At 39.2% G+C, this 16,942-nt stretch carries 11 protein-coding genes and 1 tRNA gene; 7 read left to right on the top strand and 5 right to left on the bottom strand.

Annotation, left to right across the window (positions count from 1 at the left end):
• Nucleotides 1-46: 46 nt before the first annotated feature.
• Together IPJ83_15095 and IPJ83_15090 are read left to right on the top strand one after the other, a co-directional pair.
• Nucleotides 47-1,630 (top strand): gliding motility-associated C-terminal domain-containing protein, encoded by a 1,584-nt coding sequence (locus tag IPJ83_15095; GenBank protein ID MBK7881863.1) that lies wholly within the window; start codon nucleotides 47-49, stop codon nucleotides 1,628-1,630.
• 51 nt (nucleotides 1,631-1,681) lie between these two features.
• Nucleotides 1,682-2,251, top strand: a complete 570-nt coding sequence (locus IPJ83_15090; protein ID MBK7881862.1) for a GNAT family N-acetyltransferase — start codon at nucleotides 1,682-1,684, stop codon at nucleotides 2,249-2,251.
• A gap of 41 nt (nucleotides 2,252-2,292) precedes the next feature.
• Here the strand turns inward: IPJ83_15090 and IPJ83_15085 are convergent, their stop codons facing one another.
• Both IPJ83_15085 and gap read right to left on the bottom strand, forming a co-directional pair.
• A complete protein-coding gene (locus IPJ83_15085) occupies nucleotides 2,293-3,498 on the bottom strand; it encodes a phosphoglycerate kinase (protein MBK7881861.1) in 1,206 nt (401 codons plus the stop codon).
• Between the two features lie 6 nt (nucleotides 3,499-3,504).
• Nucleotides 3,505-4,506 carry a type I glyceraldehyde-3-phosphate dehydrogenase gene (gene gap / locus IPJ83_15080; GenBank protein ID MBK7881860.1) on the bottom strand — a complete coding sequence of 334 codons (1,002 nt, stop codon included), beginning with the start codon at nucleotides 4,504-4,506 and terminating at the stop codon, nucleotides 3,505-3,507.
• A gap of 108 nt (nucleotides 4,507-4,614) precedes the next feature.
• Between gap and IPJ83_15075 the strand changes: the two genes are divergently transcribed.
• Nucleotides 4,615-4,686 (top strand) — tRNA-Glu (locus tag IPJ83_15075).
• 687 nt (nucleotides 4,687-5,373) lie between these two features.
• Here IPJ83_15075 and IPJ83_15070 read toward each other — a convergent pair.
• Complete coding sequence (locus tag IPJ83_15070) at nucleotides 5,374-6,570, bottom strand: MFS transporter (protein MBK7881859.1); 1,197 nt, start codon at nucleotides 6,568-6,570, stop codon at nucleotides 5,374-5,376.
• Between the two features lie 541 nt (nucleotides 6,571-7,111).
• Nucleotides 7,112-7,561 (bottom strand): nuclear transport factor 2 family protein, encoded by a 450-nt coding sequence (locus IPJ83_15065; GenBank protein MBK7881858.1) that lies wholly within the window; start codon nucleotides 7,559-7,561, stop codon nucleotides 7,112-7,114.
• Nucleotides 7,562-7,956: 395 nt separating this feature from the next.
• On the opposite strand from IPJ83_15065, the gene IPJ83_15060 reads away from it, so the two are divergent.
• The 3 genes from IPJ83_15060 to IPJ83_15050 are packed head-to-tail and all read left to right on the top strand — an operon-like array spanning nucleotide 7,957 to nucleotide 11,306.
• A complete protein-coding gene (locus tag IPJ83_15060; GenBank protein ID MBK7881857.1) occupies nucleotides 7,957-8,979 on the top strand; it encodes a DUF1800 family protein in 1,023 nt (340 codons plus the stop codon).
• 26 nt (nucleotides 8,980-9,005) lie between these two features.
• Nucleotides 9,006-9,683 carry a DUF1800 family protein gene (locus IPJ83_15055; GenBank protein MBK7881856.1) on the top strand — a complete coding sequence of 226 codons (678 nt, stop codon included), beginning with the start codon at nucleotides 9,006-9,008 and terminating at the stop codon, nucleotides 9,681-9,683.
• Between the two features lie 30 nt (nucleotides 9,684-9,713).
• Nucleotides 9,714-11,306, top strand: a complete 1,593-nt coding sequence (locus tag IPJ83_15050; protein ID MBK7881855.1) for a DUF1501 domain-containing protein — start codon at nucleotides 9,714-9,716, stop codon at nucleotides 11,304-11,306.
• Between the two features lie 75 nt (nucleotides 11,307-11,381).
• Here the strand turns inward: IPJ83_15050 and IPJ83_15045 are convergent, their stop codons facing one another.
• A complete protein-coding gene (locus tag IPJ83_15045; GenBank protein ID MBK7881854.1) occupies nucleotides 11,382-11,879 on the bottom strand; it encodes a thioredoxin family protein in 498 nt (165 codons plus the stop codon).
• 316 nt (nucleotides 11,880-12,195) lie between these two features.
• Between IPJ83_15045 and IPJ83_15040 the strand changes: the two genes are divergently transcribed.
• Nucleotides 12,196-16,878 (top strand): gliding motility-associated C-terminal domain-containing protein, encoded by a 4,683-nt coding sequence (locus IPJ83_15040; GenBank protein MBK7881853.1) that lies wholly within the window; start codon nucleotides 12,196-12,198, stop codon nucleotides 16,876-16,878.
• The last annotated feature ends 64 nt before the right edge of the window (nucleotides 16,879-16,942 follow it).

Raw genomic sequence — 16,942 nt, 5'->3', positions numbered from 1 at the left:
ACATTGCATGGCAACTTAATTTATACATATTAATACTAATTATAATATGAGGATAATTTTCACTTTGTTTTTCCTCGTTTTCTTTATGGCATTTGCTTGCGCACAAAATCTGATAAGTAATCCCGGATTTGAGAAATGCGATAAGTGCGGTCAATTTGGAAATTCCGGAGTGGAATTTAATTTTACCGGCAATTCAAACAAACCTGTGGATTGGTTTGGGGTAACGTTTGGCACTTCGGACATCCGGCAGGAGACTCCTCATTCCGGCAGAAGGCATGGGGGTTTTTATAATTTTGGCAAATTTGAATATCTGGGAAATGTATTGGATGCACCACTTCAGGCGGGAGCGGAATATGAACTGAGCTGTTACCTCGGAGTTTCCGGAGATTCAGAATTTTCTACAGATGAAATAGGTTTTTACTTTCAGCAAGGAATCCCTCTGTATCAACAATCAGAACCTTTGAAACAACTCACCCCTCAATTGGTCACTGCAGATCAAGATTTTCTCCCATTAGGTAAATACAAGCAATATAAATTTCGCTACATAGCCTGTGGTGGAGAGGATCATTTAGTGATCGGAAGATTTAAAGATTTATCAAAAGGTGACACGCTCTTTGTGGGCAAGAAAAGATCCGGGAGCGCCATTTATTGTTACGCCATTGTAGATGATGTGGTGATCAGTTTAATCAATCCAATTGCCAACCTGTTGCCTGATAAAGTGGAAATTTGTTCAGGTGGAAAACAAAAGATCGGAATTGCTGCCGGCGCCGTTGGCCGACAAGTATTATGGAGCAACGGGAGCACTGCTGACAGTATTGAGATTGCAAGTACAGATTCATTAGTTTGGGTAGAGACTAAAGTCAGAAAAGATTGCCCTCCCATAAGAGACAGTATGCAAGTAGTTCAAAAAGAAAAGCTGAGTAACCTGCTTGAAGATGAAATATCCATTTGCAAGGGTAGATCTCAGAGCATTGCTGTAAATCCTTCCGGCCTTAACAATCCTAAATGGAACAATGGAAACAATACATTCAGTATAGAGGTAAGTGTACCCGGATGGTATGTAATCAATGCAGAAAGTGAATGCGGCCCAGTCACAGATTCCATACTAGTAAGGGAAATTGCACCATTGAATCAAAATCAGGTTGATACCAAAGATACCTGTTTTATTGCCGGACTTAAACTTGAGGCAATTGAGAACATTGAAAATAATTATTTCTGGAACAATGGAGCAAGAACCAATGTAATTAAAGTTGACAGTCCCGGAGTGTACATCGTTACTGTGAGCAATGTGTGTGAATCAGTAGTCGATACTGTTTTAGTGTTGGACAAGCTTACCGCAAATGAAATCTTTCAGATGCCCAATACCTTTACTCCTAATGGAGATCAGTTGAACGATCATCTCAAGCCAGTTATAGATCCTAAATTTGAAAGTAAAATAAATTCTTTTAAATTTTTAGTGTACAATCGTTGGGGGCATAAAATGTATGAATCCAATAATTACCGCGAGGCATGGATTCCTAAAAATGACGATCTGATGGAAAGTTACATCTATCTTATTCAGGCCAGTATCAGAAGTTGTCCGGGTGTTATTAATGATAAAAAAGTTGGAACGGTAAGCTTGATTCGTTGATTATTTTTCAAAATTGCCTTTCATTTTTTTTTTAACAAATAGTTAATTTGGATGGAGTTTGAAAAAATTTTTACCGATCGGTTAATTCTTAGAAAACTGACTCCGGAAGATTACCAATTTATTTTTGAAAATTTCCCAAAGCAAAAAATACAAGAAGAACTGGGTCTACATTCTGATGAGGAATTTTTGAAGGAAAAGCAAAAATTTGAGCAAGGATATTCCATGTACAACCGTAGTTTGGTACACTTTCAATTGATTGAAAAAAATTCAAATATAATTCTTGGTGGTGCCGGATTTCACAATTGGAATCCTGTTCATTTCAGAGCTGAACTGGGATACCATTTGCATGAGGAAGATTCAAAGAGAAAAGGATTCATGACAGAAGCCGTCAAACCAATTTTGGAATATGGATTTCAAAAAATGAATTTAAACAGAATAGAAGCTTGTACCGGTCCTGAAAATGTGGCTTCATTAAAGATTTTACAGAAATTCGGATTTAAGCAGGAGGGCTATCTGAGACAACATTATCACTGGAAGGATCAGATATTTGATTCTTTAATATTTTCATTACTCAAAACCGAATTCGAGACCAAAAATTCAACTGGTAAAGGAATGATGTAAAATTACCAACCGTGAAGAGAAATTTACCTTCAATAAAAGTCTTATTCCTGCAGGATCGCAGCAACCCCGGGCAATACTTTGCCTTCCAATAATTCCAACATCGCTCCGCCTCCTGTGGAGACAAAACTGACCTCGTCATCAAGTCCATATTTATTGATGGCAGCAACGGAATCGCCACCTCCAATAAGTGAAAATGCTCCTTTTTTGGTTGCCTCCGCAACAGTTATTGCAATGTTACGAGTCCCGGTTTCAAAACTGGACATTTCAAAAACACCCATAGGACCATTCCAAACAATGGTTTTGGATTCCAGGATGGTTTTATTAAATAATTTAATGGTTTCCGGCCCAATATCAAGACCCATGTATCCATCCGGTACATTGGCATCGGTGGTGGTTATGGTTTTTGCTTCATTGTTGAATGAATCAGCCGCTATGGAATCCAGAGGTAACAATAGTTTAACCCCTTTTAACCTTGCTTTTTCCAAAAGCTCTTTAGCCAATTCCAATTTGTCTGTTTCGCATATGGAATTTCCCACGAAATGTCCCTGAGCTGCAAAAAAAGTATACGCCATTCCACCACCAATTAAAATGTTGTCGCATTTGTCAATTAGATTAGAAATGAGTTCGATTTTATCAGAAACCTTAGCTCCGCCGACAATAGCTGTAAGTGGTTTTTCAGGATGCTGTATGACTTTGGCTGCATTTTGAAGTTCTGCATCCATCAATAATCCAAAGCCTTTGTGATTTTTATCAAAGAAACGGGCTATGGTGGCTGTAGTGGCGTGTTCTCGGTGCGCAGCACCAAATGCATCATTAATATAATAATCACCCATGTGTGCCAATTCTTCTGCCCATGCGGGATCACCTTTTTCTTCCAGTTTATAAAATCTGGTATTCTCTAGCAACAGAATCTGGCCCGCTTGTAATAAACTTAATTTTTCTTTTGTATCTGCCCCGCCACAATCTGAAGAAAATAATACATCCCGGCCTAAAAGTTCACTCAATCTTTTAGCAACCGGGGCTAATGAAAATTTGGTTTTGTCCAATTGGCCATCCGGAAGTAAGGATTTTAGCGGCCGTCCCAAATGTGACATGATCACCAATTTTGCATTGCCTTCCAAAAGCTGTTTGATCGTGATCAATGATTTTACGATCCTTGTATCATCGGTGATGATTCCCTTATCAATGGGCACGTTGAAATCAACGCGAAGCAAAACTATTTTACCTTCCAGTTTCCAGTTTTTCATATCCCATCAAATTAATGAAGCAAGTTTAACACACATGTCTGCCAGTCGGTTTGAATAACCATTTTCATTGTCGTACCAGGCTACAATTTTAGCCAAATTGCCCTTGCATTCGGTGAGCTCTGAATCAAAAATGGCCGAATGGTTGTTCCCGATAATGTCGCTGGATACCAATGGGTCAGTCGTGTATTCCAATATTCCTTTTAGTGGACCTTCAGCCAGTTCTTTAAATTTCTGATTAATTTCATCAGCGGTCGTATTTTTTTCAAAAGAGCAAAATACCTCGATCATAGAACCCGTAATCACAGGAACCCGATAGGACGAGCCAAATAATTTCCCTTTAATGGGTGGATATACTTCAGATACTGCCTTGTTTGCACCAGTGCTCGTTGGTATCACATTCAAAGCAGCAGCTCGTGCTCTTCTAAGGTCTTTGTGGGGCGCATCCTGCAATCTTTGATCCTGGGTATAAGCGTGTATGGTGTTCATGTTGGCAAACTGCAATCCCCAGGTTTCGTTAAGTATTTTAACAATAGGGGCAAAACAATTGGTGGTACATGAGGCATTGGATAGAATGTTATGCTCTGCGGTAAGCTCATGATCATTTACCCCAAAAACAAAAGTTGGAATGGAATCATCCTTAGGAGGAGCGGAAAGGATAACCTTTTTCGCGCCGGCTTTTAGATGAGCCCCTGCTGCTTCAGAAGTAAGATATATCCCAGTGCATTCGAGCACAATATCAATATCCAGATCTTTCCAGGGTAGAGCCAGAGGATCTTTAATTGCAAATGCCAGAATTTTATAGCCGTCTACTTCTATGTAATTTTCCCCCGCAGAGATAATGGCATTCATCTTTCTATGGGCGGTATCATATTTAAGTAAATGAGCGAGGGTAGGGTTATCGGTTAAGTCGTTAATGGCGACCACTTCTACATCGGGTCGGTTTCTTAAAGCCCTGTATGTCAGTCGTCCTATTCGTCCAAAACCATTAATGGCTATTCTTTTTTTCATAATTGGGAAATGATTCAATATTTTTTATGCTTATAGAATTCAATTTCCTGCAAAAAGTTTACCACAATTTTGATAAAAGCATATCTTTGCCCTTCTTTTAGAAAATCTGCCCCGTTCGTCTATCGGTTAGGACCTCAGATTTTCATTCTGGTAAGAGGGGTTCGATTCCCCTACGGGGTACTTAAAAAGCCTTTAACTAAGTTAAAGGCTTTTTTTATTCAAAGCTTTGTCAAGCCTTATTACTTTTTCTACTCCTAAATCTTTTATAAACAGAGTACAAGCCGCAGCGCGGAGGCTGCGGTTCCTTCACTAAATCGTGACGTTTGTCACGATTTTCATCACACCAGCCAATGAATTGGCTGGTGTGATGATCGTTCAGTCACCTACGGGGTACTTAAAAAGCCTTTAACTAAGTTAAAGGCTTTTTTTATTCAAGAATTTTTCAAGCCTTACTTTTTCTACGTTAAATCTTTTCATAAACAGAGTACACGCCGCAGCGCGGAGGCTGCGGTTCCTTCACTAAATCGTGACGTTGGTCACGATTTTCATCACACCAGCCAATGAATTGGCTGGTGTGATGATCGTTCAGTCATCTACGGGGTACTTGTGGAAAAGCCTTTAACTGAGTTAAAGGCTTTTTTTATTCAAGAATTTTTCAAGCCTTACTTTTTCTACGTTAAATCTTTTCATAAACAGAGTACACGCCGCAGCGCGGAGGCTGTGGATCCTTCATTAAATCGTGACGTTGGTCACGATTTTCATCCCACCATACGATGAATTGCATTTTACATAATTAAAGAATGCGCAAATATTTATTACACGCCGCAGCGCGGAGGCTGCGGTTCTGAATATTCAAGATTTTTTTACCTAACTCAGTTCATGATAATCCAGGTCCTTACCATAGGTGTCTGTTGAATATAAGATGGCTAACAACGACACCACCACACAAACTATCCCGACATAAAATCCTGCAGACAACAGTCCTATAGACGGCACCAAAGTCGAGACACAAATACTGATGAGTACGGTCGTGCCGCGCACAAAATTTGGTGCAGTGGTGGTAACAGTCGCCCTTAAATTTGTTCCGAATTGTTCAGAGGCAGAAACCATGAAGATCGACCACAATCCTCCCATGGATACTCCCATCAATCCTATGACTGAATAAAAAATGCCGGGGCTTGTCTGGGTATTTAAGAAATAAGTCAGCATGCATGCAGCCATGAGTGCAACAGAAAGCAACAGGGCTTTTTTGCGGGATCTAAAACGCTCACTGATGTAGCCAAACAATATGCTACCAATAGAAGCACCAATATAATGCAATGTCACCGCTTGAGCCCCGACAATAGTACCATTCACCAGACCTGTTTTGGCATAGGCTGAGGCATTGATAGCCAATTGGCTTATCGCATACCATACCGGCACTCCAGCAAGAATGCACAATAAATATTTTAGAAACCGCTTGCTGTCCGTAAAAAGGGATAAAAAGTCACCTCGCTTTACGTTCTCTTCTTTGGCCCGATGGAACATGCCCGATTCATAAACACTGATCCGGAGTACCAGTAAGGCCAGACCCAATCCACCACCTACGTAATAGGCAATGCGCCAATCAAATGCATCGGCTACTAAAAATCCCAAAACAGCTCCTATAATCCCAATGCCGGATACAATGCTTGCACCCATGCCGCGTCTTTCCTTGGTCATTACCTCAGAAACCAATGTAATGCCAACGCCAAGTTCACCAGCTAATCCTAACCCTGCAATAAACCTCACCCAGGCATACTGTTCTACTGTCTGAACGAATCCATTGGCGATGTTGGCAAGGGAGTACATCAGAATGGTCAGGAACAAAGTGGATAATCTCCCTTTTTTGTCCCCCATAATACCCCAAACTATCCCGCCAAGTAGCATACCTATCATTTGCATGTTCAGGAGGTATGAACCCACAGAGAACATGTCCCCATCAGCCACTCCAAGGTCTCTTAGACTAGGATCCTTGACAATACCAAATAGGATTAAATCATAGATGTCAACAAAATAGCCCAGCGCAGCTACGATGACGATCATATTGAAGGGGTGCTTATGGCCAATATTCTTGTTTTCCAAAATCCGGGATTTAGTTACAAAAATGTAAAAAAATTCGGACTCCGGATTAATCTTATTGAGTAAGATAAATGATGTCCAAATCGTTGGTTGCCATATTTTAAATTTTTTAACCTATTTAAAGGTGCATTATATATTGGTTTGGCACTAACGATAATTTAGGTAATCTTTATCCCATTTTATACATTGCAATTTCTATTGCAAGTAAAATATTTTCAAATACAAGAACAAAAACCGATACCCCTCCTTCTCATCTGCATGTCACAAGCAGTCAGGCAGAATTGTCCCACTATCAAACATGTCCGTAAATGGTCAGAAAAATCATTCACTTAATGAATTGCTCTTCGTCTTTTTGATGGTAATCAAAGATCGTCCATTCATGGGAGCACCTGTCTTATTTAGACATTTACTTTACATACCGAAACCCTAATGCGAAACATGAGATAAATTTACACTGGTGAATTTGCGTATTCAAAAAAATGATTTATTTATAATCTATTGTGATTTATGTTCGGGATATCAATGTAGAGTGTAAAAGTTTTATTTTCCAACGCTGCTTTTCTTTTATCAGCACAACTGTCTCCAACCAATGCACGGAAGATTGTTTGCGATCTTTTAAAATGTCAGAATAGAGATGGTAATTTACCCATGCGGTTTTTCCATGTACATTCGTTCGGAAAAAGTTAAAATTATTTTTCCTGCTAAAGTCAATTGATGTATTTGATTTTATTGCTTTTTGTATCAGTGTGTCAACATTCCATAAACTCCCATATTCCAGTAATAGGATATCATCCGTAATGTAATGTTTGAGGTTCGTTGAATCCCTATTTGAAATGGCCTCAAAAAATTTAACAATCGTTTGCTGTACCTCTGCTTCTTTTTCTGAAACGGAGTCTTGTGACAGAAGAATGGTTGGCATTGCAAGACTACAAAATAGAATAAAAGTTTTTTTCAATTTATATATTTTTTTAAGATTTAGGGATTAAGATTTTTAAACTTTATAATGGTTAACATATTGAGTAAAGATAACGATATAATGGAAAGTTGCGTGAATTTGTTAAGTTCCGTATATCCCTTAATTATAGGAAATAATTATTTGAAGTTAAATACCCATGGTTTCTAACGGGTCTATTGTTGAGTGAGGATTCTTTATTCTTTATTTTAAATTTATCAGTATCTGAAAAAACCAGTAAGGGTTAAGTTTTATCTCTATATTGGAGTTGAAAAAGCGGTTGTTCGTAAATTAATGTTAATCCCCGCTGCACCATTTGGCGAAGTATTTCCAAAATTAATTAGAGGATAGGCAACAATTTTTAAAAATACTCTGTCAAATTTAAAGAAAAGCAAATTATGGCTACAATCAAACCGTATACCGGAATTTTTGAGAAAGCTGAGCTGCTGCATTTATTGCGGAGAACTTTATTTGGAGTGAGCAAGCCAGATCTTGATTTTTATAAAGGTAAAAGCCTGAATGAAGTAATAGATGTATTAATTCCTGGTACTCCTCCGCTGCCCAAACCTCCGTTGAGAACCTATTATGGAAATACTGATCCCAGTAAGGATTTGATGGAGAAATACGACGATAAGGGGACAATAGTGACAGTTGTTCCTTTTGGCGAGACGTGGGTCGACAAAGCACTACAAACTAATTTTTTAATGGGTTCCGGCAATAATCGCAGGGCCAATCTTAAAAACTGGTGGACCGGTCTCCAGATTCATCAGGACAGGACACTCAGTGAGAAAATGCTCATGTTTTATCAGACCTTATTGGTAACACAAGATGCAGTATTGGAGAATGCCAACAGCATGTACCTTACACAAAACTTATATAGACAAAATGTTTTTGGTAATTACAAGCAGTTGGTCAAAGAAATTACTCTGGATCCGGGAATGCTGAAATACCTAAACGGAGAAAAGAATACCAAAACTGCGCCCGACGAAAACTACGCCAGAGAATTACAGGAGCTCTTCACCTTAGGAAAAGGTCCGGCATCCAATTACACTGAGGATGATGTGAAAGCCGCTGCCAGGGTGCTTACAGGGTGGACAGTAACATATAGTCAAAATGTCAATGGTGTTCAAACGAATATCATACCTCAATTGAATTTTATTCAAAAAAATCACGATACCGGAGTTAAATCTTTTTCATCTTTTTATAATAATTTTCAAATCACACCGGATAGTTCTATATTATCCGATAAAGACAGATCATTGCGTGAATTGGATCAATTGATCGACATGATCTTTAATAAGGATGAGGTGTCTAAATATATTTGCAGGAGACTTTGGAATTTTTTTGTGTACTATGATATTAATGCAGAGATAGAAGTTGAAGTTATTGAACCACTTGCCGAGATTTTAGAAACAATATAAATCATCCTGAGCAAATGAAGTTTGTAATGCAAGCTCTCTTCAGTTCAGATTATTTTTTCAAACCGATACATCGTGCTTGCATGATTAAAAGTCCAAATGATTTTAGTGTGGGCATGGTAAGACAGATTGAATTTCCATTTCCAAAAAGCAATCAGTTGGAAGCACAGTATTACATGTGGTCTGTCATTCGAAATGGATTGGTGAATGTGGGTTTTGATATAAATAATCCTCCCGATGTAGCGGGTTGGCCTGCTTATTATCAACAACCTGTGTATCATGAAATGTGGTTTGATACGACAAGTTATCCATTTAGGCGCGGGATTTATGAATCCATCACCAGGAGTAATTTTGCGTTGGATAAAAAAGCCACTTATGATCCTGCAAATAATCCTTCTTATGGATTTTTAGTAAAAATGAATTTTGCTGAAACGGTTAAAAAATTTGACAATCCATCTGATCCCAATGCATTAATAGATGAAGCAGTGCAAATAATTTTAGCCCCTCCGATATCAGATTCCATTAAAAAAGCATTAAAGACTAACTTTTTATTGTTGGGACAATCCAGTGATGCTTACTGGACAGATGCCTGGAATGGATATATAGCAGACCCCAATACTTCAGATCCAGAGTCAAAACAAGTTCCCATGATGTTGCAAAATTTATTTAATTACTTGATGTCAGCTGCTGAATATCATTTGTGTTAATTTATTTTAATTCTCGCAATTTTTTTAAGAATGAAAAGGAGAAAATTTTTACAATCTGTACCGATTACTTTAGGTGGTATCACCATGTCTGCATATGCCTCTAATCCATTGCTGTCAGATATCACATTATCGCTATTGGAATCGGATAAGGTATTGGTCATCATACAACTAAATGGTGGAAATGATGGATTGAATACCGTAATTCCTTTAGATCAATATGCTGTCTTATCTAAATCAAATATTAGACAAAGTATTTTAATTCCAGAATCTAAGGTTTTAAAACTTCCTGGAACCAATGACATGGTAGGTTTACACCCATCGCTTGGGGCTCTCCATAATTTATACCTAGATAATAAATTGGCCATTATTCAAAGTGTTGGCTATCCTCAATTTAGCTATTCGCATTTTCGTGCAGCAGACATTTGGATATCCGGAGCTAACGCCAATGAACTATTAAACTCAGGTTGGGCGGCTCGTTATTTATCCTATGAATACCCTAATTACCCTATTGGATTTCCAAATGCAACAATGCCGGATCCATTGGCAATAAGACTAGGTGGAACCATTACTCTTGGATTACAAAACCTAGGCGTCTCAATGGGAATATCGATTTATAATACTAAAGATCCACTGAATCTCACGGGTAATTTATTTTCTGATCCTGTAACACAAGACTATATGGGAAAGGAATTGGCTTATGCGAGGGAGGTGCTTAGGCAAACAGACAAATTTGGAGATGCAGTACAGGCTGCGGGAGATAAAGGACGCAACCTTTCAACAAAATACCCAAAGTCTTCAGAATTGGGTTATACATTGGGCACACAATTGTCGATGGTAGCCAAATTGATCGATGGTGGAAGTAAGACAAGAATATTTTGGTTGAGTACAGGAGGATTTGATACTCATGCAGCGCAAGTAGATGCAACAGATCATACCATCGGAGTACATGCCAATTTACTGAAAGGAGTCTCAGATGCGGTGGGCGGATTTATGGATGATCTTAAGTTGATGGGACATGAGGATAGAGTTTTAGGTATGACTTTTTCCGAATTTGGAAGACGTATTATTGCGACATCCTCTGCAGGAACAGATCATGGTGCCGCACAACCATTATTTGTATTTGGAGGAATAGTAAATGGGGGCGTTTTAGGTAATAATCCGATTATTGATCCAGCCTCTAATGTCAATTCAAATCTACCTATGCAGTATGATTTTAGATCTGTGTATGCATCTATTTTGGAAGATTGGTTCTGTGTCCCTACATCTGATATAGATAAAATACTCTTTAAGAATTATCAGAAGTTGTCTTTTATTAATCCTAACAACTGCCTCAACACGGCGACCCATGATAAAAATAATTCGCTGGGAAAAAATATGATATACGCCTATCCAAATCCTTTTGTTGAAAGCACAAAAATCAAATTTGAGACGTTTGGTGGATTCGTTATGATAGAAATTTTAAATAATCAAGGGACACAGATAAAAACAGTTCTTAATACTATATTATCTCCTGGCAAATACGATGTAGACTGCAATCTAGAAGATGCACCTGAAGGAATATATTATATTAGAATACAGAATGAACAACTTCAGCAAGTAAAACCTGTCATGAAGATTCGGTAAAGGAATTCTTCAATTTGCATTTATCCACCTAGTCTTGTAAAGACTGCCTCATGAATAAAACTGTTTAAAAAAAATCTACTTTGCAGCTCTCTTGGCTATCATTTGGTCTACGCCGGAAGTAAATTCCTGAACAGTGGCGGTATATCCTGTTTTGCCAAGCGCGTTGATCTGGTATTGATTGGTTTTCTTATCTTTCTCCAGGTCAAATACCCAAATCGTAGGGTATCCTGAAACTTGGAACGCCTGCTGAAGATTAGCATTTTGGGTCCTGATGGCATCCGGGATGGCTTTTCCCCTTGGGAAATCTAATTCCAACAGAATCACATTTTTCTTTGCCCATGCTTTAAAATCATCTTTAACAAAGACTGCTGCGGACAAACGCTTGCACCATCCGCACCAGTCTGAACCGGTAAAATTTGCCATGATGGGCTTATTGGTTTTCTTGGATAGTGCATAGGCTTCATCGAGATTGACTAACCACCCTTCTTGCTCTGCTTTATAGCCATTGTTGGCATCTTTGGCCGGAGTCTGGGCACATGAAATAAGATTGGCAGAAATTACAATTGCCAGCATCAGAACAGAAGATTTTGAGAAAAGAGATTGAAGCATTTTTAAAAGTTATGGTGGATCAATAATTTACAAAGACAAAACTACAATAAATGATTTTGTGATTGGTTTTATCAGTAGTTTTTTAACCCTGATTTAACCAAATTCAAATCTAAATACCTAAAAACCAAATTCGTTATCAGTTTCCGAATAGAAAAAACGGCTTTTTTGGTCAATTGTTGCAAATTATTTAAAATTGAAATGCAAGACTTTACCCTCCGGTAGTTACGGAATCCTTACTTTGGCATAATATTGAGGGTTCAAAATGTACCAAAAGGGGCTCATGCAGCTTTTAACTCTACGAAAGGATCTTCGAAGTATGCATAAATATCTTATTCTCTCAGGCTTATTTATCCTTGTCCAATTCGTTTTTGGACAGGGCATCAGCCCGTATTGTGCCCACGAGGAATTTCACCAAAAACTGCTAAGAACCAGCCCGGAATACAGGAAAGCATTCCTTGAGATGGAGCGGGACATTTATGAATATACGGTCCGTCGGGATCAAAATGGCCCGCATACCGATTTTTCAAGAATCGTTTACACTATACCCGTAGTCATACATTTGGTGGTTCCTCCGGGAACGCCAATCGGGCAAGGCAATAATCTTACCAATCAACAGGTGGAGAATGGTTTGGATTTGTTAAATCAATCCTTTTCCAATGAAGGACCTTTTAAAACAAATTCAGGAGTCGATGTTGAAATCCGATTTTGTTTAGCAAGAAGGGATCCTGCCGGCAAACCTACCAATGGCATCACCCGCACCTTTAGCAATCTGGTCAATGAACCCATGTGTTCTCCCGGAACTGATGCCTCCAGCGATGCGGCCATTAAAAGTTTGGTTTCCTGGGATTGCCGTCAGTACGTCAACATCTGGTTGGTGACAGATTTGTTCAATGCCAATTTTGGTTGTGGTCTTGCGGGCTTTGCTTATTTTCCGGGTGCTCCTTGTACGGTGGATGGAATTATGCAAGAGGCCAGGTATTGGACTTCTGTGGGCGGTACGACTGTTACGGCTCATGAAATGGGACATTACTTTGGACTGGACCATACTTTTAATGGAGGATGTGTAAACAACAACTGCCTGCTGGACGGAGACAGGGTCTGTGATACGCCTCCAGACAATTCCGCTTCTTTTGCCCCTTGCAATACAAATTCCTGCAATACTGATGCACCGGATCTTCCTGATGACAATACGAATTACATGGATTATTCCTCCTGTCAACCGGTGCATTTTTCACAGGGTCAAAAGACCAGGATGGTTGCCACTTTGGAAACCAGAAGAAATTATCTGATCAGTTCCCGCGGATGCCAACCAGTCGGTAATCTTGATGTAGCAGCCAAGGATATCCGTTTTCAATCAGACCTTTGCGGGGATAGTTTATGTCCAATTTTGGTTGTAAAGAATGAAGGCATCAGTACCATCACCAAATTGGATATTCAATTTTTGCTCGATGGGAATTTAGTACTCAATAACAATTGGAGTGGCAGTTTTGCTGCCGGACAAAGTCAGAATATTTCTTTTAATTGTTTGTCTGTTCCGAATGGAATGCATACCGTTACTTTCTTGCTTTCCAATCCAAATAATGGAACTGATTTTGATTCATCCAACGACAGTATTTCAATTCAAGTGGAAGTAACCCGACCCCTAAAGTTGATTGGTATCGATGTTACACCATCTCATTGCATCAGCGATGGAACAGCCGGAATAAGAGTGGAAGGCGGCAAACCACCTTATCGATATCTGATCAGTAACAAAACCTACATCCAGACGGATAGTCTGTTCCAGTTGCTGGTACCAGGAAATTATAATGTCACCATTACAGATGAAAAAAATTGTACACTGATCAGCAGTTTTGAAATACCGGACAGTTGTAAAAGCACAAAGAATAAAAAGTTTGTGCTGAATCAGGATGCGACGTATTTAGGGAATGATTGTTATTTACTCACAGAAGAAAAAAATTATGAAACGGGTAGTGTATGGTACGAGGATAAAATAGATCTAACAAGACCATTTGACATTTACTTTCAGCTTAATCTTGGTTGCATCGATGGAGCCGGCGCAGATGGTATAGCATTTGTTCTTCAACCGATCTCAACTTCCATTGGTGTATCTGGTGGTGGCCTGGGATATCAAGGGATCAGACCAAGTTTAGCGATTGAATTTGACACCTGGGAAAATGGAAATTATAGTGATCCGGTATATGATCATATGTCTTTGATGAGAAATGGAAACGTGAGTCATGCATCACCTGATCAGTTGGCCGGTCCGGTGGGAATTTTTCCGAATTTGGCAAATGCAGAGGATTGCAGATTTCATAATTGCAGAGTAAAGTGGACACCTCAGAGCAATCTTTTTCAGATATATGTGGATTGTCAGTTGAGATTGGAGTACAGGGGAGATATTATTGAGACAATTTTCAGATCAGATCCTTTGGTGTATTTTGGTTTTACCGCTGCGACAGGAGGTGCAATCAATGTCCAACAGTTTTGTCTGGATTATGTAAGCGAAATTGCGGTGCTAGATGATTATATCATTTGTAAAGGGGAATCCATTCAGGTTTCTGTTCCTTCTAAATTTGCAACTTATTCCTGGAAACCTTCCAATGGCATCAACAATCCGACGACTTTCAATCCCATCATTACTCCGGACAGCACCACCACTTATTTTGTAGAATTGGGAGACAGATGCAACATGAAAGTCTATGATACTTTTAGCATCACAGTGTTGGATCCTGAGCTCAATGTAAGCCTGAGTCTGGAAGATTCCTGCAATGCAAAGTCTGCTACCATTCTGAGTATTCATACAGGTGCAGCGGACAGCATTACTTTATATTCCAGAGATGGAATTAATTTTACTAAAGACACTATTTTTAAATACAATCCTTCCTCTTTGATCACCATATATTCAAAAGTTGGGCAGTGCATTAAGCCCTATGTCCAAAAACTCCCACCGGCAATTCCTGCTTTGAAGGATAGTGTGTTGATGGTTCGTGCAAGAAGTTGTAAAGATTCAGGTCGTATTGTCATTATCGGGGTAGGCGGAATTCCACCTTATCAATATGAGTTGAACAACAATGGTAATTGGTTGAGTCAGGGCATATTTGATCCTTTGGATCCGGGTAGTTATACCATCAACATCCGTGATCAACGTAATTGCATGGTGAGTCGGCAATTGATAATTGGGGATTACCAACATGTGATTACACTTACAATAGATTCTGCGCAGTTGGATAAATCTTGTTGCCATCCTACACCTTTTGTAAACCTTCTGGCAACCGGTTCTTATCCGCTCTATTACTATTCTTTGGATGGCGACCGTTGGACAGGAGATGGCTTGTTCAGTGGCTTGTCAATCGGATTACACCAGGCAAATGCCAGGGATGAATTTGGATGTGTTTCAGATACCCTGACTTTTGAAATTATTGATTTAACACAGGTGCAAAACGATACGCAAAAAGTAAATATTTGTGAGGGAGCAAGTCATCAGGTAGGCAATAATGTATATACCAAATCGGGACGTTATAAAGACGTTTTTAGCAATCGATACTGTTGTGACAGCATCATACATACCGATTTGCAAGTTTTGCCGGTTTATATTTTTTCCAACAACAAACAAATCTGCGAAGGTGCTTTTGTTCAGGTGGGTAACAAGCAATATACCGCAACAGGAATTTATACCGACACTTTATCCACCGTTTCCGGATGTGACAGCATCATCAACACTTCATTGATAGTAAGACCTGTATTTGATCAGGTCAACAACCAAATTATCTGTGCAGGAGAAAGCATACAGGTGGGCAATAAATTTTACGGGAACACCGGAAATTATTTGGATACGTTGGAAAGCATTTTTAATTGCGACAGCATCATTCGAACTTCCTTACAGGTTAACCCGGTCTATGATATGAATTTCCAACCGGTGATCTGTGATCGCCAAAGTGTACAGGTAGGAAATAAAATTTATGCCAATGCCGGAAGCTATTTGGATACGCTGCAGACTTTTAATGGATGCGACAGCATCATCAGAACATCGTTAACGGTGCATCCTATATTTGCTTTACAAAATCCACGCATGATTTGCGAAGGTCAATTCATTCAGGTAGGATCCAAAAAATATGATCAGGCAGGAGTATTTGTAGATACCCTGAATACCATCAATGGATGTGACAGTGTGATCAATACCCGCTTAATTGTAGATCAGGTAACGGCTGCACTTACGGTAGATTCGATTCGTTGTTATGATGAGCAATTTGGGGGAGCGAGCGCACGGGCGATCAGAGGAATTCCTGAATTTTTATTCAGTTTTGACGACGGCAGGAATTTTGGAAAATTGAATTCAGTCAGCAATTTGCCTCCTGGTGATTACAAAGTTTTGATCAAGGATTCATTGAATTGCATCGACACTCAGTATTTCAGTTTGATTGTTCCCATCGAATTGGAAACAGAGCTTGAAAATAAAATTGACATCACCCTGGGTGATAAAATAATTCTAAAACCTTTATTGAACTTCAATCCGATAACCATTCTTTGGTCTCCTTCGGATGGTTTGAGTTGCAGTGATTGTTTGAATCCTGAAGTGAATATTCTACGATCAAAAAATTATACACTCACCGTAACTGATCGTCTGGGATGCACCAGTACCGCTATTGTTCAGATCCGTGTGGACAACAATACGCAAATTTGGGTGCCCAATGTTTTTTCTCCGAATGGAGATCAGCAAAATGATTTTGTCACGGTGTTTGGAAATCATTCCATCAAACAAGTGGACGAATTCAGAATTTATGACCGATGGGGCAACCTGGTATTTCTATCCGGCAATTTTATGGTGAATGATCTGCAGGCGGGCTGGGACGGCAACTTTAAAGGGGAACCAGTGAATCCGGGTGTTTTCGTATATTATGTCAAAGCAACGAGGATAGATGGGACGACGGTTACATTGTCCGGGGATGTTAGTGTGGTGAGGTAGTTGAATTAATTAGTTAATGAGCTAATTAGTTAATGAGCTAATTAGTTAATGAGCTAGTGAGGGT

The organism is Candidatus Vicinibacter proximus (assembly GCA_016713905.1).
GTDB classification, from domain to species: Bacteria; Bacteroidota; Bacteroidia; order Chitinophagales; family Saprospiraceae; genus Vicinibacter; species Vicinibacter proximus.
Note: the sequence above shows the minus strand (reverse complement) of the source record. Positions and strands in the feature narration are given on the sequence as shown.

What these genes read in the sequence shown, in the direction of transcription:
- IPJ83_15095 (MBK7881863.1), top strand. Translation starts at nt 47, where the DNA reads ATGAGGATAATTTTCACTTTGTTTTTCCTCGTTTTCTTTATGGCATTT.
- IPJ83_15070 (MBK7881859.1), bottom strand. Translation starts at nt 6,570, where the DNA reads ATGATCGTCATCGTAGCTGCGCTGGGCTATTTTGTTGACATCTATGAT.
- IPJ83_15045 (MBK7881854.1), bottom strand. Translation starts at nt 11,879, where the DNA reads ATGCTGGCAATTGTAATTTCTGCCAATCTTATTTCATGTGCCCAGACT.
- IPJ83_15040 (MBK7881853.1), top strand. Translation starts at nt 12,196, where the DNA reads ATGCAGCTTTTAACTCTACGAAAGGATCTTCGAAGTATGCATAAATAT.
- IPJ83_15060 (MBK7881857.1), top strand. Translation starts at nt 7,957, where the DNA reads ATGGCTACAATCAAACCGTATACCGGAATTTTTGAGAAAGCTGAGCTG.
- IPJ83_15090 (MBK7881862.1), top strand. Translation starts at nt 1,682, where the DNA reads ATGGAGTTTGAAAAAATTTTTACCGATCGGTTAATTCTTAGAAAACTG.
- gap (MBK7881860.1), bottom strand. Translation starts at nt 4,506, where the DNA reads ATGAAAAAAAGAATAGCCATTAATGGTTTTGGACGAATAGGACGACTG.
- IPJ83_15085 (MBK7881861.1), bottom strand. Translation starts at nt 3,498, where the DNA reads ATGAAAAACTGGAAACTGGAAGGTAAAATAGTTTTGCTTCGCGTTGAT.
- IPJ83_15050 (MBK7881855.1), top strand. Translation starts at nt 9,714, where the DNA reads ATGAAAAGGAGAAAATTTTTACAATCTGTACCGATTACTTTAGGTGGT.
- IPJ83_15055 (MBK7881856.1), top strand. Translation starts at nt 9,006, where the DNA reads ATGCAAGCTCTCTTCAGTTCAGATTATTTTTTCAAACCGATACATCGT.